This window comes from Gilliamella sp. HK2 (assembly GCF_001690265.1).
Lineage (GTDB): Bacteria > Pseudomonadota > Gammaproteobacteria > Enterobacterales > Orbaceae > Gilliamella > Gilliamella apicola_C.
The window spans coordinates 20,382-45,779 of sequence record NZ_LZGV01000023.1; the positions used below are offsets into that span (position 1 = coordinate 20,382).

At 38.7% G+C, this 25,398-nt stretch carries 19 protein-coding genes and 1 pseudogene; 11 read left to right on the forward strand and 9 right to left on the reverse strand.

From position 1 onward, the window contains the following. Positions 1–166 precede the first annotated feature (166 nt). Positions 167–1,669: a hypothetical protein gene (locus A9G45_RS02575; RefSeq protein ID WP_065566571.1), complete on the reverse strand. Its 1,503-nt coding sequence runs from the start codon at positions 1,667–1,669 to the stop codon at positions 167–169. Positions 1,670–1,958: 289 nt separating this feature from the next. Between A9G45_RS02575 and parE the strand changes: the two genes are divergently transcribed. The 10 genes from parE (at position 1,959) to tuf (ending at position 16,356) form a co-directional block, all read left to right on the forward strand. Then, positions 1,959–3,848: a DNA topoisomerase IV subunit B gene (gene parE, locus A9G45_RS02580; RefSeq protein WP_065566570.1), complete on the forward strand. Its 1,890-nt coding sequence runs from the start codon at positions 1,959–1,961 to the stop codon at positions 3,846–3,848. A gap of 27 nt (positions 3,849–3,875) precedes the next feature. Beyond that, positions 3,876–6,104, forward strand: coding sequence for a DNA topoisomerase IV subunit A (gene parC, locus A9G45_RS02585; protein WP_065566569.1), 2,229 nt, complete (start codon positions 3,876–3,878; stop codon positions 6,102–6,104). Further along, a complete protein-coding gene (gene djlA, locus A9G45_RS02590) occupies positions 6,104–6,967 on the forward strand; it encodes a co-chaperone DjlA (RefSeq protein WP_065566568.1) in 864 nt (287 codons plus the stop codon). The genes parC and djlA overlap by 1 nt, the downstream gene beginning before the upstream one ends. A gap of 14 nt (positions 6,968–6,981) precedes the next feature. Beyond that, positions 6,982–8,427 carry a TrkH family potassium uptake protein gene (locus A9G45_RS02595; RefSeq protein ID WP_065566586.1) on the forward strand — a complete coding sequence of 482 codons (1,446 nt, stop codon included), beginning with the start codon at positions 6,982–6,984 and terminating at the stop codon, positions 8,425–8,427. A gap of 141 nt (positions 8,428–8,568) precedes the next feature. Next, positions 8,569–10,143: a TerC family protein gene (locus A9G45_RS02600; RefSeq protein WP_065566567.1), complete on the forward strand. Its 1,575-nt coding sequence runs from the start codon at positions 8,569–8,571 to the stop codon at positions 10,141–10,143. Positions 10,144–10,322: 179 nt separating this feature from the next. Next, on the forward strand, positions 10,323–11,633 hold the full coding sequence (locus tag A9G45_RS02605; RefSeq protein WP_065566566.1) for an NCS2 family permease: 1,311 nt from the start codon (positions 10,323–10,325) through the stop codon (positions 11,631–11,633). 311 nt (positions 11,634–11,944) lie between these two features. Then, positions 11,945–12,319: a 30S ribosomal protein S12 gene (gene rpsL, locus A9G45_RS02610; protein WP_034883792.1), complete on the forward strand. Its 375-nt coding sequence runs from the start codon at positions 11,945–11,947 to the stop codon at positions 12,317–12,319. A 100-nt stretch (positions 12,320–12,419) separates the two neighbouring features. Further along, entirely contained in the window at positions 12,420–12,890 is a 471-nt protein-coding gene (gene rpsG / locus A9G45_RS02615; protein WP_034915550.1) for a 30S ribosomal protein S7, read from the forward strand. A 108-nt stretch (positions 12,891–12,998) separates the two neighbouring features. Further along, positions 12,999–15,101 carry an elongation factor G gene (fusA, locus tag A9G45_RS02620; RefSeq protein ID WP_065566565.1) on the forward strand — a complete coding sequence of 701 codons (2,103 nt, stop codon included), beginning with the start codon at positions 12,999–13,001 and terminating at the stop codon, positions 15,099–15,101. Between the two features lie 70 nt (positions 15,102–15,171). After that, positions 15,172–16,356 carry an elongation factor Tu gene (gene tuf / locus A9G45_RS02625; protein ID WP_065572358.1) on the forward strand — a complete coding sequence of 395 codons (1,185 nt, stop codon included), beginning with the start codon at positions 15,172–15,174 and terminating at the stop codon, positions 16,354–16,356. A gap of 153 nt (positions 16,357–16,509) precedes the next feature. On the opposite strand, the gene A9G45_RS02630 is transcribed toward tuf, so the two are convergent. From A9G45_RS02630 to A9G45_RS02665, 8 genes are read right to left on the reverse strand one after another with little or no spacing between them, the layout of a single operon-like run. Further along, complete coding sequence (locus A9G45_RS02630; RefSeq protein WP_065566171.1) at positions 16,510–17,631, reverse strand: fatty acid desaturase family protein; 1,122 nt, start codon at positions 17,629–17,631, stop codon at positions 16,510–16,512. Then, positions 17,631–18,755 carry a fatty acid desaturase family protein gene (locus A9G45_RS02635; protein ID WP_065566170.1) on the reverse strand — a complete coding sequence of 375 codons (1,125 nt, stop codon included), beginning with the start codon at positions 18,753–18,755 and terminating at the stop codon, positions 17,631–17,633. The genes A9G45_RS02630 and A9G45_RS02635 overlap by 1 nt, the downstream gene beginning before the upstream one ends. After that, complete coding sequence (locus A9G45_RS02640) at positions 18,745–19,851, reverse strand: sterol desaturase family protein (protein WP_065566169.1); 1,107 nt, start codon at positions 19,849–19,851, stop codon at positions 18,745–18,747. Before A9G45_RS02640 ends, A9G45_RS02635 begins: the two co-directional genes overlap by 11 nt. Before the next feature lie 10 nt (positions 19,852–19,861). Then, the gene (locus A9G45_RS02645; RefSeq protein ID WP_218057006.1) at positions 19,862–20,482 is read right to left on the reverse strand and encodes a phosphatase PAP2 family protein; all 621 of its coding nucleotides are present in this window, start codon (positions 20,480–20,482) and stop codon (positions 19,862–19,864) included. After that, a complete protein-coding gene (locus tag A9G45_RS02650) occupies positions 20,479–21,768 on the reverse strand; it encodes a F390 synthetase-related protein (RefSeq protein WP_065566168.1) in 1,290 nt (429 codons plus the stop codon). The genes A9G45_RS02645 and A9G45_RS02650 overlap by 4 nt, the downstream gene beginning before the upstream one ends. Then, complete coding sequence (locus tag A9G45_RS02655) at positions 21,765–22,571, reverse strand: MBL fold metallo-hydrolase (protein ID WP_065566167.1); 807 nt, start codon at positions 22,569–22,571, stop codon at positions 21,765–21,767. Before A9G45_RS02655 ends, A9G45_RS02650 begins: the two co-directional genes overlap by 4 nt. A gap of 1 nt (position 22,572) precedes the next feature. Further along, on the reverse strand, positions 22,573–23,580 hold the full coding sequence (locus tag A9G45_RS02660) for an NAD-dependent epimerase/dehydratase family protein (protein WP_065566166.1): 1,008 nt from the start codon (positions 23,578–23,580) through the stop codon (positions 22,573–22,575). Further along, the gene (locus tag A9G45_RS02665) at positions 23,577–24,590 is read right to left on the reverse strand and encodes a 3-oxoacyl-[acyl-carrier-protein] synthase III C-terminal domain-containing protein (RefSeq protein WP_218057007.1); all 1,014 of its coding nucleotides are present in this window, start codon (positions 24,588–24,590) and stop codon (positions 23,577–23,579) included. The genes A9G45_RS02660 and A9G45_RS02665 overlap by 4 nt, the downstream gene beginning before the upstream one ends. A gap of 541 nt (positions 24,591–25,131) precedes the next feature. Between A9G45_RS02665 and A9G45_RS02670 the strand changes: the two are divergent. Beyond that, positions 25,132–25,383: pseudogene (locus A9G45_RS02670) on the forward strand (transposase); the annotation flags it as partial. Positions 25,384–25,398 lie beyond the last annotated feature (15 nt).

Genomic DNA, 25,398 nt, shown 5'->3' on the forward strand with positions numbered 1-25,398 from the left:
AGGTCACTGTCCATCTTTCTCAACAGTTTTTTTAAATATAATCCATTAATATGAAAGACTTTTATTATTCCTTTATAAAATAACAGATCTTATGTGTAGTTTACTAAACTTGACGGCTCACGCCGTCAATAGTGATGTTAATTTCAGCAACGTACCCCCCCTCTTTTTAAGGCGTTACACATGCCGTTATAGCGTAAGCATAAGGGGCATTATTTAAACGAACACCTCCAGATGCATCAACACCAAACTTATCAGCAGCCCAATATTCACCATCGAGCCAATCGTTGCCTCTATCCGGCTCATCAGTAAAATCACCCCACTCATTAAATAACCCCCCTATCCACCTTTCACCACTTTTGTAGCTAACTTGGCGAAGGTTATAATTTCCTTGCCCTGGCACCCCCCAATGCCAATCAGAGCTATTCGCATTGGTGTAGTCCCCAACACTCGGTATACGATAACGACTTCCTAAACTATCGCAGAATATTTGAGCTTCATCATAAGAGCCGTCACCAGAATCATCTGGATTTGCTAGATACCAACGTTCTATCTTAAAGCTATACAATAACTGGCTGTGGTTACTGTCGGCGTAAAGTTTAAATAATGAGGGACTAAATTTCTTTTTATCCGAGGCTTTACTTGGCCCCTTTAACGTTATTTTTAACTCACTGTTTTCAGTGCTTAATAATAATGTCGCTGAGTTACTACCACTGACGGCTGAAACGGTTGTGCCATTAGCATCAATGACCTGTTCTGGCGTGACACCGCCTAACCCTAAATGAAAACTGAGCCCATTTGAACCTGTTGTCGGAAAGTTTTCCTCTGGAATATGGCTATTTACCACCAGAAAACCTAACCCTCGTACCCAGTTTGGCCCCTCCCCACCACCATATCTAGCTGGTGGGCTTGCATAACAAGTGCGCACTCCATTTTTCGCTTTTAAATAGTAAGTTTGACTCACATGATCGAAATCCCTTGCCTTTGGTATGCCATATTGAGTTGACAGTTGAGCATCATCTATGGAAAGTGTTAACACATACAAAGAGCAAAGGTCTAATTTATCTGTAGAATGGCTCTTAACGATACGGGTAAGATAATCACTATTTCGATCATACAAAAAAGCATCTAAAGTACCTGTTATATTGCCATAACTATCCCCATCATCATCCAACAAATTATTGCCACCGATTATCTTGCTTAATTCAATAACTGAATAATTGTCCATCTTGGGAATGGGGACTAATGTTTGAATACCATCAAACGAATCTGCATTACTCGGCAACTCAATTGTATAATAATTATCCACAGCCTTGGCATTTGGATAGAAATTTGACTCCCCATTTTTAGGCACATACTCACGCCCATCGGATAGTCTGATGCCTAATAGCGCTTGAATATTGCCTTTGGTGACACCACCATCAAAAGTAAGATAGGGAGCGCTCCCATGTATCACTTGTGTTGTTGTGGCTGATAATGCACTGGCATAATGAATATGGCACGTAATTAAAAATAGGCTTAATATAAAATGACGCAATATCGCCTTTACGTTATAACAATACGATTTAAGTAAAACACATACAGAAGAAAATGTTGAAACAAAAAATAAAATAACAAGATACTGATAATTATAGCTTGACTGCCACCGCTGGTAAGTGATTATTTTTAACATTTTTATTTCCTTCCCATATATTCATATTAGTATTTTATTAACAATCATTGATATTAACGCCTCAAACTTGTGCCATTAAATAATGATAGTTAAATTGGATTATAAATGCTTTTGTCTATTTTATTAGCAATATTTTTCTTATTTATTAATAAATTTTATAACTTAACGTTGTCTATTTAAGTTTATTAGATTTGATGATGATTTGATTAACTACCTTTACCATTGACCTTGGTCTTATTTATGAAAGGTTGTTATAATAAGCCCATTTATTCGGATAAATAGAAACATTATGCCACAACCCACTTATAACGCCGTTGATATTGAAGTATTAAAAGGCCTTGATCCTGTTCGCCATCGCCCTGGAATGTACACTGACACAAGTCGTCCAAATCATTTAGGGCAAGAAGTCATTGATAATAGTGTTGATGAAGCGATCGCTGGCCATGCTCGTAAAATCAAAGTGACACTTTATGAAGATAACTCATTAGAAGTTATCGACGATGGTCGAGGTATGCCTGTTGATATTCACCCAGAAGAAGGCGTGCCAGCCGTTGAGCTATTACTTTGTCGTTTACACGCTGGTGGTAAATTTTCTAACAAGAATTACCAATTTTCGGGCGGTTTACACGGTGTCGGCATTTCAGTTGTCAATGCATTATCAAAACGCGTTGATGTTACTGTTCATCGTGACGGGCAAGTGTATGAAATCGCGTTTGAAAATGGCAACAAAGTTGAGGATCTACACGTTACTGGCACTTGTGGGCGCCGTAATACAGGCACCAAAGTCCATTTTTGGCCAGACGAAAAATATTTTGATTCACCAAGATTTTCTGTTCCTCGATTGTCTCATTTATTAAAAGCCAAAGCAGTGCTTTGCCCAGGGCTTGAAATTATCTTTAAAGATAAAATTAACAATACTGAGCAACGTTGGTGTTATCAAGACGGTCTAAAAGACTATTTAATGGAATCTGTTAGTGGTTACTCACTATTACCCGATACCCCCTTTACTGGCAACCATATTGGTGAAACCGAAGCGGTAGAATGGGCGCTACTTTGGTTACCCGAAGGTGGCGATCTATTGACCGAAAGTTACGTTAACTTAATCCCAACCGTTCAAGGCGGTACACATGTTAATGGTTTACGCCAAGGATTGTTAGATGCTATGCGTGAGTTTTGTGAATTCCGCAATTTATTACCACGAGGCTTAAAATTAACCGCCGATGATATTTGGGAACGTTGTGCTTATGTGATTTCGGTCAAAATGCAAGAGCCACAATTTGCAGGTCAAACTAAAGAGCGCTTATCTTCACGGCAATGTGCGGCTTTTGTTTCGGCTATTGTGAAAGATGCATTTAGTCTTTGGCTAAATCAAAATGTACAATTAGCCGAATTACTAGCCGAAATGGTCATTTCGAGTGCGCAAAAACGTTTAAAGGCATCTAAAAAAGTCATCCGCAAAAAATTGACCAGTGGCCCTGCTTTACCGGGTAAATTGGCGGATTGTTCATCTCAAGATTTAAGCCGTACTGAGCTTTTTTTAGTGGAAGGAGATTCTGCTGGTGGTTCAGCCAAACAAGCTCGAGACCGTGAATACCAAGCCATTATGCCACTTAAAGGTAAGATTTTAAATACTTGGGAAGTATCATCTGATGAAGTATTAGGGTCACAAGAAATCCATGATATTTCGGTTGCTATCGGTATTGATCCTGACAGCGATGATTTGAGCCAGCTACGTTATGGCAAAATCTGTATTTTAGCCGATGCTGACTCTGATGGATTACACATTGCCACCTTGCTTTGTGCTTTATTTGTTCGTCATTTCCGCGCTATGGTCGAACATGGGCATGTCTTTGTTGCGATGCCACCACTTTATCGCATTGATTTGGGTAAAGAAGTTTATTACGCGCTTGATGAAGAAGAAAAAGAAGGTATTTTAGAGCAACTTAAACGCAAAAAAGGTAAGCCAAATGTACAACGTTTTAAAGGTTTAGGGGAAATGAACCCTCTGCAACTACGAGAAACGACAATGGATCCAAATACACGCCGTTTAGTACAGTTATCGCTTGATGATACAGAGCAGACTATGGCATTAATGGACATGTTACTTGCCAAAAAGCGCTCAGAAGATCGCCGAGAATGGTTACAAGAGAAAGGCGATCAAGTTGAACTTGATGTCTAATATAAAGAATGATTTAGAGGAACAATAATGAGTGAGATAACTCATGACGGAGTAGAAATCCAGTCACTACGAACATTTACCGAAAGTGCCTATCTGAACTACTCGATGTATGTCATTATGGATCGTGCATTGCCATTTATTGGCGACGGTTTGAAACCCGTGCAACGACGCATTGTTTATGCCATGTCCGAATTAGGGCTTAATGCACAAGCTAAATTCAAAAAATCAGCACGCACCGTTGGGGATGTACTTGGTAAATATCATCCACACGGCGATAGCGCATGTTATGAAGCCATGGTACTTATGGCACAACCCTTCTCTTATCGTTATCCATTGGTTGATGGACAAGGTAACTGGGGGGCACCTGATGATCCCAAATCATTTGCTGCCATGCGCTATACTGAATCGCGTTTATCTAAATATGCTGAATTATTATTAGGTGAATTAGGCCAAGGAACTGTTGATTATACCCCCAATTTTGATGGTACCTTGCAAGAACCTAAAATGTTACCGGCTAGATTGCCAAATATCTTATTAAATGGCACAACAGGTATTGCTGTAGGGATGGCAACGGATATTCCGCCACATAATATTCGTGAAGTTGCCAATGCGGCTATTATGCTTGCTGATAATCCTAATGCGACCCTTAGTGAAGTGATGGCTCACATACCAGGGCCTGATTTCCCTACCGATGCTGAGATTATTACTTCAGCAGAAGACATTGCAAAAATCTACAAAACAGGACGCGGGTCAATTCGCATGCGTGCTGTTTGGAAAAAAGAAGATGGTGATATTGTCATTACTGATCTACCTCATCAAGTTTCAGGGGCTAAAATCTTAGAACAAATTGCCTCGCAAATGCGTGCCAAAAAACTGCCTTTAATTGAAGATTTAAGAGATGAGTCCGATCATGAAAACCCAACGCGCCTAGTGATTGTGCCTCGTTCAAATCGTGTGGATTTAGAGCAAGTGATGAATCATCTATTTGCAACAACCGATCTCGAAAAAAGCTACCGCGTTAATATGAACATGATTGGGCTAGATAATCGCCCATCAGTAAAAGGATTAGTTGAGATTCTTACTGAATGGCTAGAGTATCGTAAAAACACTGTTACGCGTCGCTTAAATTATCGTTTAGATAAAATATTAAAAAGACTGCACATTCTTGATGGTTTATTGATTGCATTTTTGAATATTGACGAAGTGATTGAAATTATTCGCCATGAAGATGAGCCTAAAAAAGAGCTGATTAACCGTTTTGCCTTAACCGACATTCAAGCCGAGGCAATTTTAGAACTAAAACTACGCCAATTAGCCAAACTTGAAGAAGTGCGCATTAAAGGCGAACAGAGTGATCTTGCAAAAGAGCGCGATCACTTGCAAGCCTTGTTATCTTCGCCTAAAAAACTGAGTAACCTTATCAAAAAAGAGTTACAAGAAGATGCCGAAAAATATGGTGACAAACGTCGCTCACCCATGGTTCAACGTAGTGAAGCAAAAGCAATGAGTGAGCAAGAATTAACACCATCAGAGCCTGTTACCGTGATTTTATCCGAAATGGGCTGGGTAAGAACGGCAAAAGGTCACGATATCGATCCTGCTGGTTTAAGCTATAAAGCAGGTGATAATTTTAAAGCAGCCGCTAAAGGTAAAAGCAATCAACCCGTTATCTTTTTCGATTCAACCGGTCGCAGTTACGCTATCGAGCCAAACACATTACCATCGGCTAGAAGCCAAGGTGAACCATTAACGGGCAAATTAGCGCTCCCCGCTAACGCAACGGTTGAACATGTACTGATGAGTCAAGAGGATAATCAAAAATTATTACTTGCTTCAAGCGCTGGATATGGCTTTATTTGTAAATTTAGTGATTTAGTTGCTCGTAATCGTAATGGTAAGGCGATTATCAATTTACCGAAAGAGGCAAAAATACTTGCACCAATTGAAATTACATCTGAAGATAGCTTACTATTATCTATTACTCAAGCTGGGCGAATGCTTATCTTTCCTGTAAAAGATCTACCTGAACTGGCTAAAGGCAAAGGGAATAAAATTGTATCTCTTGCAGGTGCTGATGATAGCCTTGCTTATCTACTATTAATTACACCAGAAACATCGATAACCTTATATGTCGGTAAACGCAAACTTACGTTAAACCCTGTTGATTTACAAAAATTTAGGGCTGAACGTGCACGTAAAGGAAGCACCTTACCACGGGGTTTACAAAAAATAGATCGAATTGAGGTGAACAAATAATGTCTTTTATCTGGGCAATAATTACCGGCTTTGTATTAAGCCTTATATTAAAAACGGGGTGGGGCTTTATACTAGGGCTATTTGTTGGACCAATGCTTTACCAAACTTTTTGTAATAAATTAACCGAACAAAAAACCAAAGCAAATCCAGAACTTTACTTAACGGTGGTTTTTGAAGTGCTAGGCCATTTAAGTAAAGCGAAAGGCGTTGTCACACAAGATGATATAAATCTTGCAAGCCAATTTATGGATAGGCTACAACTTAATAGTAGCAGCCGAAAACTTGCCCAAGACTCATTTAATCGTGGCAAGGCCAGTAATTACCCGCTACGATCACGCCTTCAAGAGCTTTACACTCAATACCGTTTTAGACGCAACGTATTAAATATTTTTTGTGAACAGTTGATTCAAGCAGCATTAGTCGATGGTGTGTTGGATGATAAAGAACAACAAATCCTGTTGATAGTGGCAGATGAATTAAATATTTCTCACCAAAAAATGGCACTATATATCCAAATGATGATGGGCAGTTACCATTTCCACCAAAATAATTACAGCTACCAACAAAATCAACGTAGCCAGCACCAATATGATCAATATCAACGCAATAATAATAACTATGGCGGTTACCAAAATCGCTCATCACAATCAGATCTACAAAATGCTTACAAAATATTAGGCGTTAAATCTACAGACGAAATTCCCGAAATCAAAAGGGCTTATCGAAAATTAATGAATGAACATCATCCCGATAAATTAGTTTCAAAGGGCTTACCTAAAGAGATGCTAGAAGCAGCTAAAAAACGTGCGCAAGAAATCCAAGCCGCTTATGATCTTATCAAAACGTCTCGTGGTTTTAAATAGAGACGTTTATCATGATGCATTGGCGCTCAATCCTGCGAATTATCGGGTTATTAATTGCCCTGTTATCGGTATTTATGTTGCTACCAGCACTTGTTGCTTTAATCTATCGTGATGGTGCTGGTGCCATCTTTGTGCGATCGTTTTTTGCCGCATTGATATTAGGCTGTTTATTATGGCTACCAAATCGCCACCATCGCCATGAACTGAGCACGCGTGAAGGCTTTTTTATCGTCGTACTATTTTGGGTGGTGTTAGGTACAATCGGCGCATTTCCGTTTATTTTTGACACACATATTAATTTAAATTTAACTAACGCCTTTTTTGAATCATTCTCAAGCCTAACAACAACTGGCGCAACAACCATTGTTAAATTAGATCACCTACCTAAAGCCCTGCTTTTTTATCGGCAATTACTACAATGGCTTGGTGGTATGGGGATTATCGTTTTAGCTGTCGCCATTTTACCATTATTGGGTGTTGGGGGAATGCAACTTTACCGAGCAGAGATTCCCGGTCCACAAAAAGATAGCAAAATGCGCCCTCGTATTGCCGAAACGGCTAAAACACTTTGGTCAATTTATATTTTACTGACCACGCTTTGTGCTGTTTGTTTATGGGCAGCTGGAATGAATGCCTTTGATGCCATTTCACATAGCTTTTCAACAATATCGATGGGTGGATTTTCAACGCATGACAATAACCTTGCTTATTTTAATAGTGCTACAATCAATTACATTATCACCCTGTTTTTAATCTTATCGGGTTGTAACTTTGCTCTACATTTTGCCGCATTAAATGGGTTTTCTATTAAGGTTTACTGGCGAGATCAAGAATTTAGAACGTTCATCTTTATTCTCGTTGTGCTAATTGCAATCTGTGCATTTGGTATTTATTTTTACCAATCAGAACGAAAACTCAGTATAGATAAGATAGTATTACAAGTTGTCTCGATAGTTGCTACCGTTGGTTTTACTGTGGATGATATCAATACATGGCCATCATCATTACCCATCTTTTTGTTATGCGCATCATTTATTGGTGGCTGTGCAGGTTCAACAGGTGGCGGTTTAAAAGTGGTTCGCGTACTACTTTTATTTATGCAAGGATCCCGCGAACTTAAACGCTTAATTCACCCCAATGCCATCTATACTTTAAAATTAAATAATCGAGTAGTTCCAGAACGAATTATCGAAGCAGTTTGGGGCTTTTTTTCGGCCTATACTTTAGTGTTTTTAGTTAGCCTATTTATTATTATGGCAACAAGTATTGATGCCACTGACTCTTTTTATATTGTGGCCTCATCACTCAATAACTTAGGTGTTGGTCTCGGTAGCGTCAGTGATAACTTTGCTAACGTCAGTAATATCGTTAAATGGGTGATGGTGGTTGATATGTTATTTGGCCGATTAGAAATATTTACTTTATTAGTTTTATTCACTCCAACGTTTTGGCGAAGCTGATTTTATACTAAAACACATGCTTTCCTAAAAGTTTTTGACAAAATACACAAATTTACAAATATTTTATTGATTATTTAGCCAATTACAGACAGAATTACTGGGCAGCATGTGCTGTATTTATTAGAGGTAATCACCTGACATATGGAATGGATCATGGATCCTACAATCTGGATTGGCTTATCCACTCTGGTTGTACTTGAAATCGTCCTTGGTATTGATAACATTGTTTTTATTGCCATTCTTGCCGAGAAACTTCCACCCCATCAACGAGACAAAGCCCGCATTACAGGCCTTGCCTTTGCATTAATTACCCGAGTGTTATTATTAATGTTCACGGGTTGGTTAGTTACACTCACTACACCATTATTTTCAATATCTGGAATCAACTTTAATGCACGCCAACTGATTATGTTAATCGGGGGGATATTTTTACTATTTAAAGCCACAATGGAGCTCAATGAGCGCCTTGAAGGTGCGTCACACGAAGATGGAAAACCGAAAAAAACCTCTCACTTTTGGACTGTTGTGGCCCAAATAGTCGTACTTGATGCGGTGTTCTCACTTGATTCGGTGATTACCGCTGTGGGAATGGTTGAACATATTCCTGTGATGATTATTGCTGTTTGCATCGCCATTGGCATTATGATGGTGGCAAGTAAGCCATTGGCTAATTTTGTCAACGCTCACCCAACGATTGTCATTCTCTGCTTGAGCTTCTTATTAATGATTGGCTTTAGCCTAGTTGCCGAAGGTTTTGGTTTTATGATTCCAAAAGGTTACCTATATGCCGCAATTGGATTCTCAATTATGATTGAGTTTTTCAACCAATTAGCTATTTTTAACCGGCGCAAAGCATTAAATAAAAAACCATTACGTGAACGCACTGCCGAAGCAATTTTACACCTATTAAAAGGTGATGCAGAAGAAGATCCCGATACCCACACCATTGATGTGGTGTCAGATGCCAATAAAAAAGTCTCGGTATTTAATCATCAAGAACTAAGCATGGTTGAGCGAGTGCTTGGCCTAGCGCAACGTTCCGTCAGTAGTATCATGACATCTAGGCTTGATGTTGATATGGTTAATATTAATGATAATCGAGATGTCATCATAAAAGAAATCTTTGATAATCCTCATTCACGCTTAGTAGTCACGGATAATGACTCGATTGATGAACCATTAGGCATCATCCAAGTTAATGATCTTTTAAAAGACATACTCCAAAGCGAAAAGCCAATCGATATTCATTCGCTTATCAAACAACCGTTGATCTTCCCTGAAACGGTATCGTTACTGGTTGCCTTAGAACAATTTAAAAAAGCCAAAACCCATTTTGCCTTTGTAGTTGATGAGTTTGGTTCAATGCAAGGGGTTGTTTCGGTAACCGATATTATCGAAACCATTGCCGGCGATTTCCCAACGGAAGAAGAGGAAATTGATGCTAAACATGATATTCAATGTTTAGATGATAACAGCTGGATTGCTAACGGCTATATTCCTGTTGAAGAGCTGGTACGCTTTGTCCCTATTCCTATTGATGATAAGCGCGAATATCATACTTTGGCAGGACTATTAATGGAAAAAGCACAACATTTACTCAATGTTGGCGAAACCATTCAAATTGGCGATTATTTATTTGAAGTAGCCGAAATAGAAAGCCACAGAATTTTGAAAGTAAAAATTACGTTAAATAAACTCAATTCTGGTGCATTGTAATACAGTATAGCCAGAATAACGCTTGACCAAAATAAATAACTGGCAATAATAATGCGGTAACACCTCTGAAGATGTGGAGCTACAACTCCTCATCTTTTTTATTTTTACTTTTTGGTAAAAAAGCTAGCACTGTTTATCAACATTTATGATTACTTATCAATCCAATTAGGCCTTAACTTATGAATTCAATATTCGAAAAACTGTTTCAATTGAAAGAAAAAAAGACAACTGTCGGTACTGAAATTATTGCTGGTTGTACCACCTTCCTAACAATGGTTTACATCATCTTTGTTAATCCATCGATTCTATCTGCAACCGGTATGGATAAATCTGCGGTATTTGTACTAACTTGTATAATTACTGCGTTGGCAACGATTTTAATGGGCCTATTTGCTAACTTACCAATAGCACTTGCACCAGCAATGGGACTAAATGTCTTCTTTGCCTATGGCATGTGTGGTGCCATGGGCTACTCTTGGCAAGTCGGTATGGGTGCCATATTTTGGGGCTCGCTCGTCTTTTTCGCTTTATCCCTATTTAAAGTTCGCCACTGGCTAATTGAACATATTCCACAATGTTTACGTATAGGTATCAGTGCGGGTATTGGGCTATTTATTGCCTTTATGGGCTTTCAAAATATGGGCATTGTAGTCGCATCGCCTTCTACCCTATTAACCATGGGCAATATCTTATCGCTTAAAGTTTTATTGGGATCACTGGGTTTTTTCATCATTATTATTTTAGCGGCACGTAACTTTCATGCTGCGGTATTAATTTCGATTTTAGTTGTGACATTACTGGCACTATGGCTTGATCCAAATATCAGTTATCAGGGTATCGTATCTATGCCGCCAAGTGTTAGCAGCGTTGTTGGTCATGTTGATCTCGCTGGCTCATTTAATATTGGCATCATGGGCGTTATTTTTTCAGTCATGATTGTCAGCCTATTCGATTCATCTGGCACCATATTGGCTTTAACCGATAAAGCAGGAATTAGTGATGAAAAAGGCCGTTTTCCTAAAATGCGCCAAGCACTATTAATCGACAGCTTTAGTTCATCGCTAGGTGGATTATTCGGCACATCATCGGTATTAACCTATATCGAAAGTTCAGCAGGCATTTCTGTTGGTGGGCGCACAGGCTTAACGGCAGTTGTTGTTGGCGTGTTATTTTTAATTGTGACTTTTTTATCGCCACTGGCCCATTTAGTGCCAACTTATGCCACATCTGGGGCGCTTATTTTTGTTGGCATTTTAATGGTTTCAAGCTTAGTTAAAGTTAAGTGGTCTGATTTAACCGAGGCAACACCAGCATTTATTACCGCAATCATGATGCCTTTTGCCTTTGCTATTACAGAAGGCGTTGCGCTAGGTTTTATCTCTTACGTAGTGCTAAAAACCTTTACAGGTAAGTTTAAAGAGCTCAATCTTTGCGTAATTATTTTTGCGTTACTATTTGCTTTAAAATTTATCTTTATCGATCACCATTAAAACAATTCCCCATTGTGACTTACAATGGGGAATAAGCATTTTTCAAAACGGCTAATACAGATATTGATCTGTTTTTGCTTATGAATATCAGTATAAAAATCCTACCCTCTTTTCATTAAAAAAACGATGACCTTCAACAAGAATTAAACTCTAGATCAAACACTTAATATTAGCAAAAACTTGACATTATATCTTCTGGGGTCTAGAATCTTGCGACCCAAAACTTATATACATAGGTTTTGGTCTACAGTTATTAATTACGTATCTAAAAAGCAATTTTAAATTTATTTTAATTAATCAGGAGCTTATTAATGGCAACAATTAATCAGCTGGTACGCAAACCAAGAGCACTAAAGGAAGCAAAAAGTAACGTTCCTGCCCTTGAAGCATGCCCGCAAAAACGCGGTGTTTGTACTCGTGTTTATACAACTACACCGAAAAAACCAAACTCAGCATTACGTAAAGTGTGTCGTGTACGTTTAACTAACGGTTTTGAAGTAACTTCTTATATCGGTGGTGAAGGTCACAACTTACAAGAGCATAGTGTAATTTTAATCCGTGGTGGTCGTGTTAAAGACTTACCAGGTGTGCGTTACCACACTGTTCGCGGTGCATTAGACTGCGCAGGTGTTAAAGATCGCAAACAAAGCCGTTCTAAATACGGTGTTAAACGACCTAAAGCTTAATGGAACTCCGTTAAGTAAGGCCAAACTATATAATTCCATTTAACTCATTTGAGTTTTGGGTAAACCTGAAAAATTTATAACATATAAACGGAGTATTCCAATGCCACGTCGTCATGTTGTCGGTCAAAGAAAAATTCTTCCTGATCCGAAGTTCGGTTCAGAGTTACTGGCGAAATTTGTAAATATTTTAATGATAGATGGTAAAAAATCTATCGCAGAATCAATCGTATATTCAGCTCTTGATAAATTAGCTGAGCGTAGTGGAAAAGACCACTTAGCAGCTTTCGAAGTTGCATTAGATAACGTAAGACCAACTGTAGAAGTTAAGTCTCGTCGCGTTGGTGGTTCTACATACCAAGTTCCTGTTGAAGTGCGCCCTGTTCGTCGTAATGCACTTGCAATGCGTTGGATTGTAGATGCTGCACGTAAACGTGGCGATAAATCAATGGCTCTACGCCTTGCGAATGAACTTATGGATGCTTTTGAAAACAAAGGTACCGCTGTGAAAAAACGCGAAGATGTTCATCGTATGGCTGAAGCTAATAGAGCGTTTGCACACTATCGTTGGTAATCAAGTTAGTTACACAAATAACTTGAATTAAGACTGATTGTCCTTATCTGCTTTCAGTCTACTTAAATGATATTTTGTTAAGCAAACGATTCTAAATAGAGGATTAATATGGCTCGTACAACCCCCATAGCACGTTACCGTAATATTGGTATCAGTGCGCATATTGACGCAGGTAAAACAACAACAACTGAACGTATTTTGTTTTACACTGGCGTAAGTCACAAAATTGGTGAAGTTCATGATGGCGCAGCGACCATGGACTGGATGGAACAAGAACAAGAACGTGGTATTACTATCACATCTGCAGCAACAACTGCATTCTGGTCTGGTATGGGTCAACAATTTGAACCACACCGCATCAACATTATCGACACCCCGGGACACGTTGACTTCACAATCGAAGTTGAGCGTTCTATGCGTGTACTTGATGGTGCAGTTATGGTTTATTGTGCTGTAGGCGGTGTTCAACCACAATCAGAAACAGTATGGCGCCAAGCAAATAAATATAAAGTTCCACGTATCGCATTTGTAAACAAAATGGACCGTATGGGTGCTAATTTCTTACGTGTTGTTGATCAAATCAAAACCCGTTTAGCCGCCGTTCCTGTTCCTTTAGTTTTACCAATCGGTGCAGAAGAAGCATTTACTGGTGTGGTTGATTTACTTAAACGTAAAGCAATCAACTGGAATGATGCCGACCAAGGCGTAACATTCACTTACGAAGATGTACCAGCAGATATGGTTGAGCAAGTTGAAGAATGGCGCTCATTCTTAATAGAAACTGCTGCTGAAGCAAGTGAAGAGTTAATGGAAAAATACCTTGGTGGTGAAGAGTTAACTGAAGAAGAAGTCAAAGCAGCACTACGTGAGCGCGTGCTTGCTAACGAAATCATCTTAGTAACTTGTGGTAGTGCCTTTAAAAATAAAGGTGTTCAATTTATGCTTGATGCCGTTATTGAATATCTACCAGCACCAACCGATGTACCAGCAATCAAAGGTGAATTACAAAATGGTGAAGCAGCGGAACGTCATTCAAGTGATGATGAACCATTCTCATCATTAGCATTCAAAATTGCAACTGACCCATTTGTTGGTAACTTAACATTCTTCCGTGTTTACTCAGGTGTTGTTAACTCTGGTGATACCGTTCTTAACTCAGTTAAAGATAAAAAAGAACGTTTTGGTCGTATCGTTCAAATGCACGCTAACAAACGTGAAGAAATCAAAGAAGTTCGCGCAGGTGACATTGCAGCGGCTATCGGTCTTAAAGATGTGACTACTGGTGATACACTTTGTGCTGAAAGCGCACCAATCATTCTTGAAAGAATGGAGTTCCCAGAGCCAGTAATCTCGGTTGCTGTTGAACCAAAAACAAAAGCTGACCAAGAAAAAATGGGACTTGCTTTAGGTCGATTAGCGCAAGAAGATCCTTCATTCCGTGTTCACACTGACGAAGAATCAGGTCAAACTATTATTTCTGGTATGGGTGAGCTTCACTTAGAAATCATCGTTGACCGTATGAAACGTGAATTTAAAGTGGAAGCAAATGTTGGTAAACCACAAGTTGCTTACCGTGAAACAATTCGCAATGAAGTAGAACAAGAAGGTAAATTTGTTCGCCAATCTGGTGGTCGTGGTCAATATGGTCATGTATGGTTAAAAATCAAGCCATTAGAAGCAGGCGGCGAAGGCTATAAATTCAACAACGAAATTGTTGGTGGTGTGGTTCCTAAAGAATACATCCCTGCAGTTGATAAAGGCTGTCAAGAACAAATGAAAAACGGTGTTCTTGCTGGTTACCCAATTGTTGATGTTGAAGTCACTATCTTTGATGGTTCTTACCATGATGTCGACTCATCAGAAATGGCATTTAAAATTGCTGGTTCAATGGCATTTAAAGACGGCTTTATGAAAGCAAAACCAGTGCTTTTAGAACCGATTATGAAAGTAGAAGTTGAAACTCCTGAAGATTATATGGGTGATGTTATCGGTGACTTAAACCGTCGTCGCGGTATGATCGAAGGAATGGAAGATACTGCAACTGGTAAAACAGTAAAAGCACAAGTTCCACTTTCAGAAATGTTTGGTTATGCAACAGACCTACGTTCACAAACACAAGGTCGTGCTTCTTACTCTATGGAGTTCTTGAAGTACAATGAAGCACCAACAAATATTGCAACAGCAATTATTGAAGCTCGTAAAGCGAAATAATTATTTATCTAAATAAAGTAACGCTTCCCTTAATAACATAAGGGAAGTGATTTAATAAAGGAACATTAAGATGTCTAAAGAAAAATTTGAACGTACAAAACCCCACGTTAACGTTGGTACAATCGGCCACGTTGACCATGGTAAAACAACTTTAACTGCAGCAATTACTTCTGTTCTTGCTAAAAAATACGGCGGTCAAGCTCGTGCATTCGATCAAATCGATAACGCACCAGAAGAAAAAGCACGTGGTATCACCATCAATACTTCACACGTTGAATACGATACACCAACTCGCCACTATGCGCACGTAGACTGCCCAGGCCATGCTGACTATGTTAAAAACATGATCACTGGTGCGGCACAAATGGACGGTGCTATCTTAGTAGTAGCAGCAACTGATGGTCCTATGCCACAAACTCGTGAGCACATCCTTTTAGGTCGTCAAGTAGGTGTTCCTTACATCATCGTATTCTTAAACAAATGTGATATGGTTGATGACGAAGAGTTATTAGAATTAGTTGAAATGGAAGTACGTGAACTTCTATCTCAATACGATTTCCCAGGTGATGACACACCAGTTATCCGTGGTTCAGCGCTTAAAGCATTAGAAGGCGAAGCAGCGTGGGAAGACAAAATTGTTGAATTAGCTGAAGCATTAGACAGCTACATCCCAGAGCCAGAGCGTGATATTGACAAACCATTCCTATTACCAATTGAAGACGTATTCTCAATTTCAGGTCGTGGTACAGTAGTAACTGGTCGTGTTGAACGCGGTATCATCAAAGTGGGTGAAGAAGTTGAAATCGTTGGTATCAAACCAACAACTAAAACCACTTGTACTGGTGTTGAAATGTTCCGTAAATTACTTGACGAAGGTCGTGCAGGTGAAAACGTTGGTGTATTACTACGTGGTACAAAACGTGAAGAAATCGAACGTGGTCAAGTACTTGCAAAACCAGGTTCAATCACTCCACATACTGATTTTGAATCAGAAGTGTATATCTTAAGTAAAGATGAAGGTGGTCGTCATACTCCGTTCTTCAAAGGTTACCGTCCACAGTTCTACTTCCGTACAACTGACGTAACGGGTACTATTGAATTACCAGAAGGCGTAGAAATGGTAATGCCTGGTGACAACATCAAAATGACAGTATCATTAATTCACCCTATCGCAATGGCTGAAGGTTTACGTTTTGCGATTCGTGAAGGTGGCCGTACTGTTGGTGCTGGTGTGGTTGCTAAGGTTATTAAGTAATCTGCCTGCTACTATAAAGAGTAACCAACTGTTACTCTTTACCATCAATCAAAAAAGTGCACAATGTGCACTTTTTTGATAACCATCGATCATATCCATGAAGCACAACAGATAACTTTAACAATAAAATCAAATAGTTATATAAAGTTACAATCAATCCATTCGCTGTGCTTTTCCCATTTTTTTTAAAAAGACTTGCTGTTGTACAAATAGTTCATATAAGGTAATTTCGTGATAATCAATCTGATATTGCTTAGCAATTTGTTGAATAATTTTCGTCAGGTGTAGATAGTGACGATGGCTGAAACCAGGATATATATGGTGAGTTAGATGTAAATTTAATCCACCTAACCAATATTCTAAAATGGGAAACTTTAATCGCCAATTAAGCGTAGTATTAAATACATGTTGTATCGAACCATGTGGCATAAGACCATGTTCGGGCGCTTGATAAAAGGTCGCTTTTGCCCAGTGGGTACCAAGAATCAGTATGACAAAAATCAGTGAAGCAAAAAATTGACTTAAACCATAGACAATGAGAATAAACCATAAACTAAATTGAGGACAAATATATACCGGAATAACAATAGCCAAACTAACATGTAAAGCCTTAATAACCAAAAAGGCAAACCAACCAACTATGCCATGATGGGTAAATTTGTTTTTATTAAAATTTAAACCTAACCGATCTTGCCAATCAAACCACCAGATAATTGCAGGAAAGGTCATTCCTGCCACTAATGGCCAGTAATAATGCTGATAACACATAAACCAATGGTGCACTTGGAAAGGCGTTTGCCTAAGCACGCCATTATACTCAATATCTAGATCATAATGCTCAATATTAGTAAAAGGATGATGCTGCACAACATGACGAATACGCCAGCATTCTGGATCAATCCCAAGTGGAATGGTAATTAGTCGATTAAGCCAAGTATTTGCGTTGCTTGATTTAAAAAATACATTATGTGATGCGTCATGCACCACATTAATCGCTAATAGTAGGGCGAGCGAACTAAACATAAAATAGTAAAGAGAGAATAGATACGCTGATTGTTGAAAAAGCGCGCAACAGTAAAATCCTATACACAGAACTAAGAGTAAACCTAACTTTAAATACATGCCACTATTTGCATAACGATGATCATTTTGGGAAAATAAATAATCTTTTGCTGCCGTATTTAATGCTTCTCGCAATAATATATCTTGCTCATTACTAAACCGTAGTGTGGGCTGTTGTGGTTGTGATTGCGGCTGTGATTGTGGCTTTTGCATTAGTCTGACTCTGAATAGGAAGCTTGTTTATTCGGATTTTGTGCCATTTTACGGATAAATTGTTGCTGTTGAGTAAGTAACTCAAGATAGCCTAACCTGCGATAAGGTAATTGATACTTTTGTGCTAATCGTTCAACAATTAGCATTAACGCTGGATAATGGCGATGGCTCCATCCTGGAAACAGATGATGAGTAAGATGTAAATTTACCCCACCTAATAATTCGTTAAATATTTTGGGAGATGGGTACCAATCACAGCAGGTAGTAAATTGCTGGTAATACCAACCATGCTCTATTTTGCCATCTTTGGGTGCTGTATAAAATGCAGGATCGGCCCAATGTGTCCCTAAGAGTAAACACACAACAATTAAGGATGAAAGCATTTGTGTGATAAGATAAACCGATAGCACACCGTACCAACTAATACCCGCCGAAGATAAAATAAATATCGGTAGCATTAGGGCTATGATGAAATGCAAAATTTTGCTACCTAAAAATAACCCCCATCCTGTGAGACTGGTTAAGTTTTTTTTATCTGATGCTAGCGCAGTTTTACCTAATTGATCAGACCAATCAAATACCCAGGCAATATAAGGTAATGATAACCCAGCAATAAAAGGCCAATAAAACGACTGAAATCGCATGTGTGGGTACCATTTTTGAAATGGCGTTTGGCGAAAGACCCCATTCTCTTCCATATCAAGATCGTATTTGTCGATATTAGGATAAATATGATGATAATCAACATGCCTAACTTGCCAATAATGTGGATCAATACCCAAAGGTAATGTCACCAATCGCCCAAAAATGCGATTCGCTAGTCGAGTTCGAAAAAAGACATTATGGCAAGCATCATGTTGTGCATTAATATTGGCTAGCATGGCTGACATAACAAAACCAAAATAATAAAGCGCAAATAACCCGATAGTCACTTGATGTAAACTGAAGAAATAACATACAGCACAAAGGAATAATAATAAGAAATTCTTAAACAATAATGTGCTATTAGCAAAACGATGATCGCCTTTTTGAGCCAAATAAGCTTCAGCTTCTGCCATTAATTCTTGATGAAATGGTTCATCATTATTGGTGTAGTGTAACTTAGGTAACGGTTTAGTTGACATGATATTTTCCTATAAGCCACATAACATAAGTGATTGAGCCATGTATTGTCATCAAGCTTGCAAATAATAGCCAGTAAAATGGTGGCCATTGCCAAAAGATGGCAAAAAATAGAGGAATCAACCAGCACAAGACAAACCAACTAACTATTCCCCAATGTTTGCCTTCCGCCATGCCTCCTAAGGCAATACTACCCAATACCAAACTGCCAAATAATAGATACTGCGTCATGGTAACATTATGGTAACCGTAGCCATAATCATAGACGTAGCTTAATACCAAGCCAAATAGGACTAAACCACCACTCACTAATAAACCATGCGGTAAGCGATAACGGGATAAACTAGGGGAATAAGGAATGTTGAATAATGCCATAAAAGGTAACATGCTAGCCCAAAAAGGATTTTGTGACATAATGCCATGGCTACCATAGGTAATCGTTTTATCGACAGGCGTTGTTTCAAACGTACCGAAAAGCTTATCCCAGAATATAAATGACCCTGAAAAATTATGATTAGCATAATAATGGTCTTTAAGGTGATGGACTTTATGATGCGTTGGCGTAACCAAAATCTTTTCTAATAGACCTAGTTTTGGGGTGACAGCATTGTGATTAAAAAATTGAATCGAATAATGAAAGATCGACACAGCAATAAAAATTGGTGTTGGAACACCTGCAATAGCTAATAAGGCAAAAAATGGGATTGAAGTAAGCGATGAATACCACGAATTACGGATAGCTAAAGATAAATTAAAATGTTCGCCTTGATGATGCACCATGTGAATTGCCCACAATAGGGGTATTTTATGATGTAAACGGTGTTCCCAATAAAAACCAAAATCCCAAGCCAATAAGGTAAATATCCAAGTTAAAATGATCGGCACATGGATAAACAGATTAAAGCTAAAATGCGTATAAACAAAATGGTAGCAGACTAATTCAAGCCCACGAAACAACCAAAGCATTAAATGCCCTGAGTTTAAATTAAAAATAATATCAGACCAGTTAACGGTTACTTTTTTTATATATTGTAAAACGAAAGCTTCTGCAACAATTAAGATTAACATTATCACAAAAGGTAAAACTAAATCCAACATAATAAGATTCCTATTGTTCTAAATTTTGTTTAATTAAATAAGAAGAGCCGTAACGCACACCATACCCCACCATCAACGCTAATGCGATCCCACCAAGAAAATCAACAAACAAGTGCCGCCTAAGTTGGATAATCGAAAAAGCAATGGCTATGCCCCACAGTACCAATAATATATTACGCAGAGGATGACACTTATCTAAACTCCCCCAAATTGCAAGCAAGGTTAAAGTAATATGTAACGAAGGAAAGCAGTTAACAGGAACATCAATATCAATCAGTTTAGCTAATAGCCAAGAACTGATTGAGGTACCAGTATCGACAGGAAAATCCATCGAGGTCGGAAAAATAAGGTAACAAAGCCCTGCAAGAAAGCCACTTAATATAAAACAGGTAGACATCCAAAGTAAGCGATGATAAGGAGCGACTAAAAAACAAATTGGGATGATCAAAAAGAACGAAAGATAAAACCAAATAGCATGAGGTGTAAAGGCAATCGATTGGTCAATTATCGAAGGGGTAAGTAATGTCGGCTCGCCTTGTAGCTCACCCGCACTACGGTAAAATACCCCCACACTAAGCCATCCGAACAATAAATAGGCTAATCGCATAAGACAAGGCTTTATTAACTTCATTGGCTACCTCGCTCACGAATGATCCGCCGTCTTTTTTGTGCAAAGTCTTTGGGTAGTGTAACAACTGACGTAAGCTTCCAGATTAGCGCGTCAACCTTGGCACCTTGTTGAATAAAATGAGCCGTTAATGCCTGCTGACACTGGCTTAACTGTTCTTTTGAGCAACTGCCAATGAGTTCAATACATTGATCGTTGTGCTGAATCAGGCGGTAATCACAGGTTAGCGGTAAGGTATTGGCTATTACTCGACTACAATAATCAGCAAAAATGGTTAATGGTTTCCCATGTTGATCTGTTAATACAAGCTGATCATCGCATCGCCCCTCAATATGTGAAATCGCCATACCTTGCCAACCACATTGGCATGGCGTTTGGCTACGAACTAAAATATCATCTAATTGATAACGTACGATAGGCTGTGTTTGCCGAGTAAAATCGGTGATAATTGGTATAAAACGATCTTCATCTAACCAATGAGGTTCAATATAGATAAACTCTTCATTTAAATGCAAAGTGCCGAGTGGACAGGTTGCAGCAAGAAATCCTTCGGTGGCTTGATAAACTTCAGCGAGCTGATTAAACGCTTGTTTGATAAGTTTTTTATCTTGTTCTTCGAGCACTTCTGCGACAGATATCACTAAAATAGGATTGACAGTTAACTTGTCGTTGAGTTTTTCAGTTGCAAGAGCGCGCAGTACCTGTGCAGGGGCAATAATAATAGTTGGTTGATAGTCATCCAGCGATTGGATCTGTTGTTGAAAATTATCAAACAACCCGTAAAAACGAAAGGTCAATCGATGACTGTTAGTACTATGATAAAGATGATTATCAGATCTTAAAAACAGTGCAACACGTTCTTCTTTCCATAACCCGCGTGGTAACATTTTTGCCAGTATGCCTCCAGCCCAAATTTGTTGTTCTTTTGGACTAACCACAAAAATCCCTCGTTGCCCTGAAGTTCCTGAAGATAATCCCACACTAAACTTACCCATTTTGGCGCTAAAATCGCGCTTTTGCTCGCTTTGTTGGGCTAATGCCAATAACGCTTGGCTATTAAGATTTGCGGTATTCATTTGATCAAAATTCGCCATCATCAATTGTTTGTTCATCAGTGGCCAAGTATCAAAAGGTTGTTTAATAAATCGACTAAAGTAAGGGCTTTTGCTTAATACCCGCTGTTTAAATTTTTCTAATTGTTTGCGTTGATATGCTTCAAGATCTGCTCGGCAGCTAAATGTTAAGCGTTTGGTGCGCCAATAATACCAAAGTATTTTTAGTAGCCTCATTGTTCATCCTCATGGCTTAAATAAATGGTAACATTAGGTTGATAAGAAAGTTGGTGTAGTTGATTAAGGGTTTGATGATAGGCGCGTGGATCGTCCATAATGAGTTGCGCCAAACGAGACGGCTTTTTTAACTCTTTATAATTAGCTTTAACCCATGCTGCATCGCTAGCCAAAAGTGTCCATCCCTCATCAGTCAAGATAAATGCGCCAATGTGACCAGCTGCATGACCAGGTAAAGGCACTAAAATTACCTGCTTTTTGCTATTAGGTAAAATATAGCCATGCGTAAAAGGAGATAACTCAGGTGCTAACGTGCAACACTCAAATTGTTCTAAAAAACTAACACGCTGTTCAAAATCATCAGGAATAAGATCGGGAACAAAACCTTGCTTAAGGGCAAAAAAGCCATGTAGCGGTTTGACCGTTTGCCAACCTTTTTGGGAACAAATAAAACGGCTGTGAATAAAATCTTTCAATCCCGCAATATGATCACCATGAAAATGTGAGATAATCACATTTTGTATACTGGCAAGCTCAATACCCAAAGTCGCAAATTGCGCTTTTAATGATTCGCCTTGCTTTAGATAAACTGGGGTGGTTTTTTGATAAAGTTTGAATATGCCCGATTGGGTATATTGTTGAAAATACTCAGCATATCCAGTATCCCACAACCAGCGATAGCCATCAACCTCAATTAGCCAAGCACGTGCAGGAAACTGGCAAACATGAAATCCAGCACCCCGCATAACCATACACGCAATATGAGTACAGTATCCAGCTTTAAATGGGATTATTTTAGCCATCTTATACCATTCCACTTTCCTGTAACCAGCGCGCTGTCAGCGTAATGCTTTCATTAAGATCATATAAAGGTTGATAACCTAAACGTTCAATCGCCTGTTGTTGGCTTAAAGTCATATCAAAATATAATGTACCAACGCTATAACGCGTTAGTAGTGGTTCTTTATGAGTTAAAGCCGATACCCCCTCAAGCACAGTAGCGATACCGTAAAGTAGTGGATAAGGGAGCGAGCGAATTTTATAATCGAGTTGCAATTGATCGGTTAACAACGCCTTTAATAATTGATTAAGCTGACATGGTTGTTGATTGGTAATATTAAAGGCTTCACCCGACAATACTTGCTGCTGAGTTGAGGCCACAAATAAAGCATAAACTACATTTAGCACAAAGGTAAGATCCAAATAAGCTTGCCCTCCTGCTGGCAAATATAATATACCGCCAGTACGTTTTAATAATGCAAGCATACGAGGAATAATCACACGATCATGTGGTCCAAATATACCTCTCGGTCTTAATATTAGATAAACAGTTTCACGATAGCGTGTAACACATGTTTGAATATGCTGTTCGGCTTGATATTTGGTATCAGCATAATGATTAGCAAACCGTTTAGCTCGATATTCTTCAGAAATATGACGGTGGGATTTAAAATCAAAATAGATCGATGGCGTGGATACATGAATAAAGCGCTTAATCCCAAGTTGCCCTGCAATATCGGCTAATTGTGAGGTCACTAAAACATTCGCCTGATAAAACCATTCATAGTTCCCCCAAGGGGATGATAACGCAGCACAATGCCAAACTATATCACAATCTCTCAATAATTGGTGATAATCCATTTTGCTCGCCGTGACTAAATCAAGCTGAGTAAACGTAGCACCTAGCGCAATAAGTTGCTTTCCCACCTCATTATTGCGCCCTGTCGCATGCACTTGATGACCTTGTTTAAGCAACCACTCAACTGCATTACGACCTAAACCACTGGTCGCACCAGTAACTAAAAATCTCATGGCAATAAAATCATTCCCCCTAAAGTGACCCCAGCAGCAGTACCTATCAACATGGCAGGTTTGCCAGAATTAAATCGTTTAGTTATTATTGCTTCATGCAATGCACTAGGTATCGAAGCTGCCACTTGATTACCGCGAAAGCGGTAGATATCAATTAGCACGTCACTTGAAACATTAAGTCGTTTACGCATATGTTCTAAAGACAAATGGCTAGCTTGATGAGGAATAACCGTAGCAATATCGGCAAGAGTTAAACCAGCTTGATTTAATAAGCGAGCTAAATATGGCTCAATTAACGAAGATACCAGTTTAAATAATGGCTTACCCTGCATATGGAAAAGACAATCGGTTTCATCCATCCCTGTTCTAAAATTTCGGCGACTCCCGCCACCTCGAATTTCACATAGATCAATACCATCGGTATAAGTCTCTAACAAACAAGAAAGAATACCACTGCGACCATCCCCTTGTTCGACAATAGCACAAGCAGCGCCATCACCAAAGATAAATGAAGATTCTTCATCTTGCCAATCTAACCCTCGTGAAGCCAAATCTGCCGAAACAATAGCGATTCGCTTATAAGCACCAGAATTTAATAGCCCAGCAGCCACTTGTAACGCACTAATAAAGCTCACACAACTGCCATTAACATCAAAGCAGGTAATATTTTTGGAAAGTGAACTGGCTTTTAGAATATGGGTTGCGGTATATGGTAGGGCTTGAACAGGAAGTGCACAAGCTGAAATTAATAAATCAATCGATTTTGCGTCTATATCACAACGCATTAACGCATCATTAATCGCTTGGGCGGCTAAATCGGCTTGACTCAATTGCTGATCAGCGTGATAGCGATAAAGGATGCCTGAACGCTTAAGCGAATAACCAGCAGGTTTATTCAGCCTTTTATCTAATTCGGCCGCATCAAGTTTATTTGGCGGTAAAGCAATACCGGTTGAAATAATTTTAATAGGGACTACCGTTTTGTTTGGCACTTCATTGTCTTTTAACAAAAGCTATACTCCAAAAACTATCCTGTACCAATTATTATAGTACTCTATTTAATTCTAATAAACTTTTTTTAAACTACAGGTTATTAGTGGGTCGGCCCACACTTTTTATAAGAGATAAGGTAAACTTACCACAATTAAAAAAGAAACTAATATGAATAAGATTAAACGAAAAAAGTGAACATTCAATGATGATTTTAAATACCAAATCATCAATCTTTATCAACACGGTAAACCACGTTGTGAAATCGTTGCAGAATATAATTTGACACCATCAGCATGGGACCGTTGGATAATGTAAGCCCGTTAAAGTGGCTTATTTAAAACAAAAGATAATCACAGTCCATAAGAACAAAAGTTATTGCTCGGGTAATAAAATCCTTATTGTGCGTATCAAAATAACACCATTAAACGTTATAAACCTCATAATACAGAAGTGAATCAAACAGCCAAAAAGAATCATTGACAACGGCAATTTGACGTGTAACTATCCCCTAAAATAGTACAAAAATTCTCTATGATAAAAGTAAAAGAGGATTCAATTATGAAAAAAATGACTGAACATCAAATCGTAGCTATTTTAAAAGAAGCTGAAGCAGGTATTCCTGTCAAGGAACTCTGTCGTAAATATGGCATGGGTAATTCAACTTTTTATAAATGGCGGGAAAAATATGGCGGTATGGAAACGTCGGATATCAAACGCTTAAAGGAGCTTGAGGCTGAAAACCGCAAGCTTAAGCAGATGTTTGCCGAACTGAGCTTAAAATCCCAGCTTCAGGAAGAAATCATAAAAAAGCTTTAGTGCCAACTG

What these genes read in the sequence shown, in the direction of transcription:
- A9G45_RS02645 (WP_218057006.1), bottom strand. Translation starts at nt 20,482, where the DNA reads ATGAAGTTAATAAAGCCTTGTCTTATGCGATTAGCCTATTTATTGTTC.
- A9G45_RS02635 (WP_065566170.1), bottom strand. Translation starts at nt 18,755, where the DNA reads ATGTCAACTAAACCGTTACCTAAGTTACACTACACCAATAATGATGAA.
- A9G45_RS02650 (WP_065566168.1), bottom strand. Translation starts at nt 21,768, where the DNA reads ATGAGGCTACTAAAAATACTTTGGTATTATTGGCGCACCAAACGCTTA.
- A9G45_RS02575 (WP_065566571.1), bottom strand. Translation starts at nt 1,669, where the DNA reads ATGTTAAAAATAATCACTTACCAGCGGTGGCAGTCAAGCTATAATTAT.
- parE (WP_065566570.1), top strand. Translation starts at nt 1,959, where the DNA reads ATGCCACAACCCACTTATAACGCCGTTGATATTGAAGTATTAAAAGGC.
- A9G45_RS02660 (WP_065566166.1), bottom strand. Translation starts at nt 23,580, where the DNA reads ATGAGATTTTTAGTTACTGGTGCGACCAGTGGTTTAGGTCGTAATGCA.
- A9G45_RS02605 (WP_065566566.1), top strand. Translation starts at nt 10,323, where the DNA reads ATGAATTCAATATTCGAAAAACTGTTTCAATTGAAAGAAAAAAAGACA.
- fusA (WP_065566565.1), top strand. Translation starts at nt 12,999, where the DNA reads ATGGCTCGTACAACCCCCATAGCACGTTACCGTAATATTGGTATCAGT.
- A9G45_RS02630 (WP_065566171.1), bottom strand. Translation starts at nt 17,631, where the DNA reads ATGCAAAAGCCACAATCACAGCCGCAATCACAACCACAACAGCCCACA.
- parC (WP_065566569.1), top strand. Translation starts at nt 3,876, where the DNA reads ATGAGTGAGATAACTCATGACGGAGTAGAAATCCAGTCACTACGAACA.
- rpsL (WP_034883792.1), top strand. Translation starts at nt 11,945, where the DNA reads ATGGCAACAATTAATCAGCTGGTACGCAAACCAAGAGCACTAAAGGAA.
- djlA (WP_065566568.1), top strand. Translation starts at nt 6,104, where the DNA reads ATGTCTTTTATCTGGGCAATAATTACCGGCTTTGTATTAAGCCTTATA.
- rpsG (WP_034915550.1), top strand. Translation starts at nt 12,420, where the DNA reads ATGCCACGTCGTCATGTTGTCGGTCAAAGAAAAATTCTTCCTGATCCG.
- A9G45_RS02600 (WP_065566567.1), top strand. Translation starts at nt 8,569, where the DNA reads ATGGAATGGATCATGGATCCTACAATCTGGATTGGCTTATCCACTCTG.
- A9G45_RS02595 (WP_065566586.1), top strand. Translation starts at nt 6,982, where the DNA reads ATGCATTGGCGCTCAATCCTGCGAATTATCGGGTTATTAATTGCCCTG.
- tuf (WP_065572358.1), top strand. Translation starts at nt 15,172, where the DNA reads ATGTCTAAAGAAAAATTTGAACGTACAAAACCCCACGTTAACGTTGGT.
- A9G45_RS02655 (WP_065566167.1), bottom strand. Translation starts at nt 22,571, where the DNA reads ATGGCTAAAATAATCCCATTTAAAGCTGGATACTGTACTCATATTGCG.
- A9G45_RS02640 (WP_065566169.1), bottom strand. Translation starts at nt 19,851, where the DNA reads ATGTTGGATTTAGTTTTACCTTTTGTGATAATGTTAATCTTAATTGTT.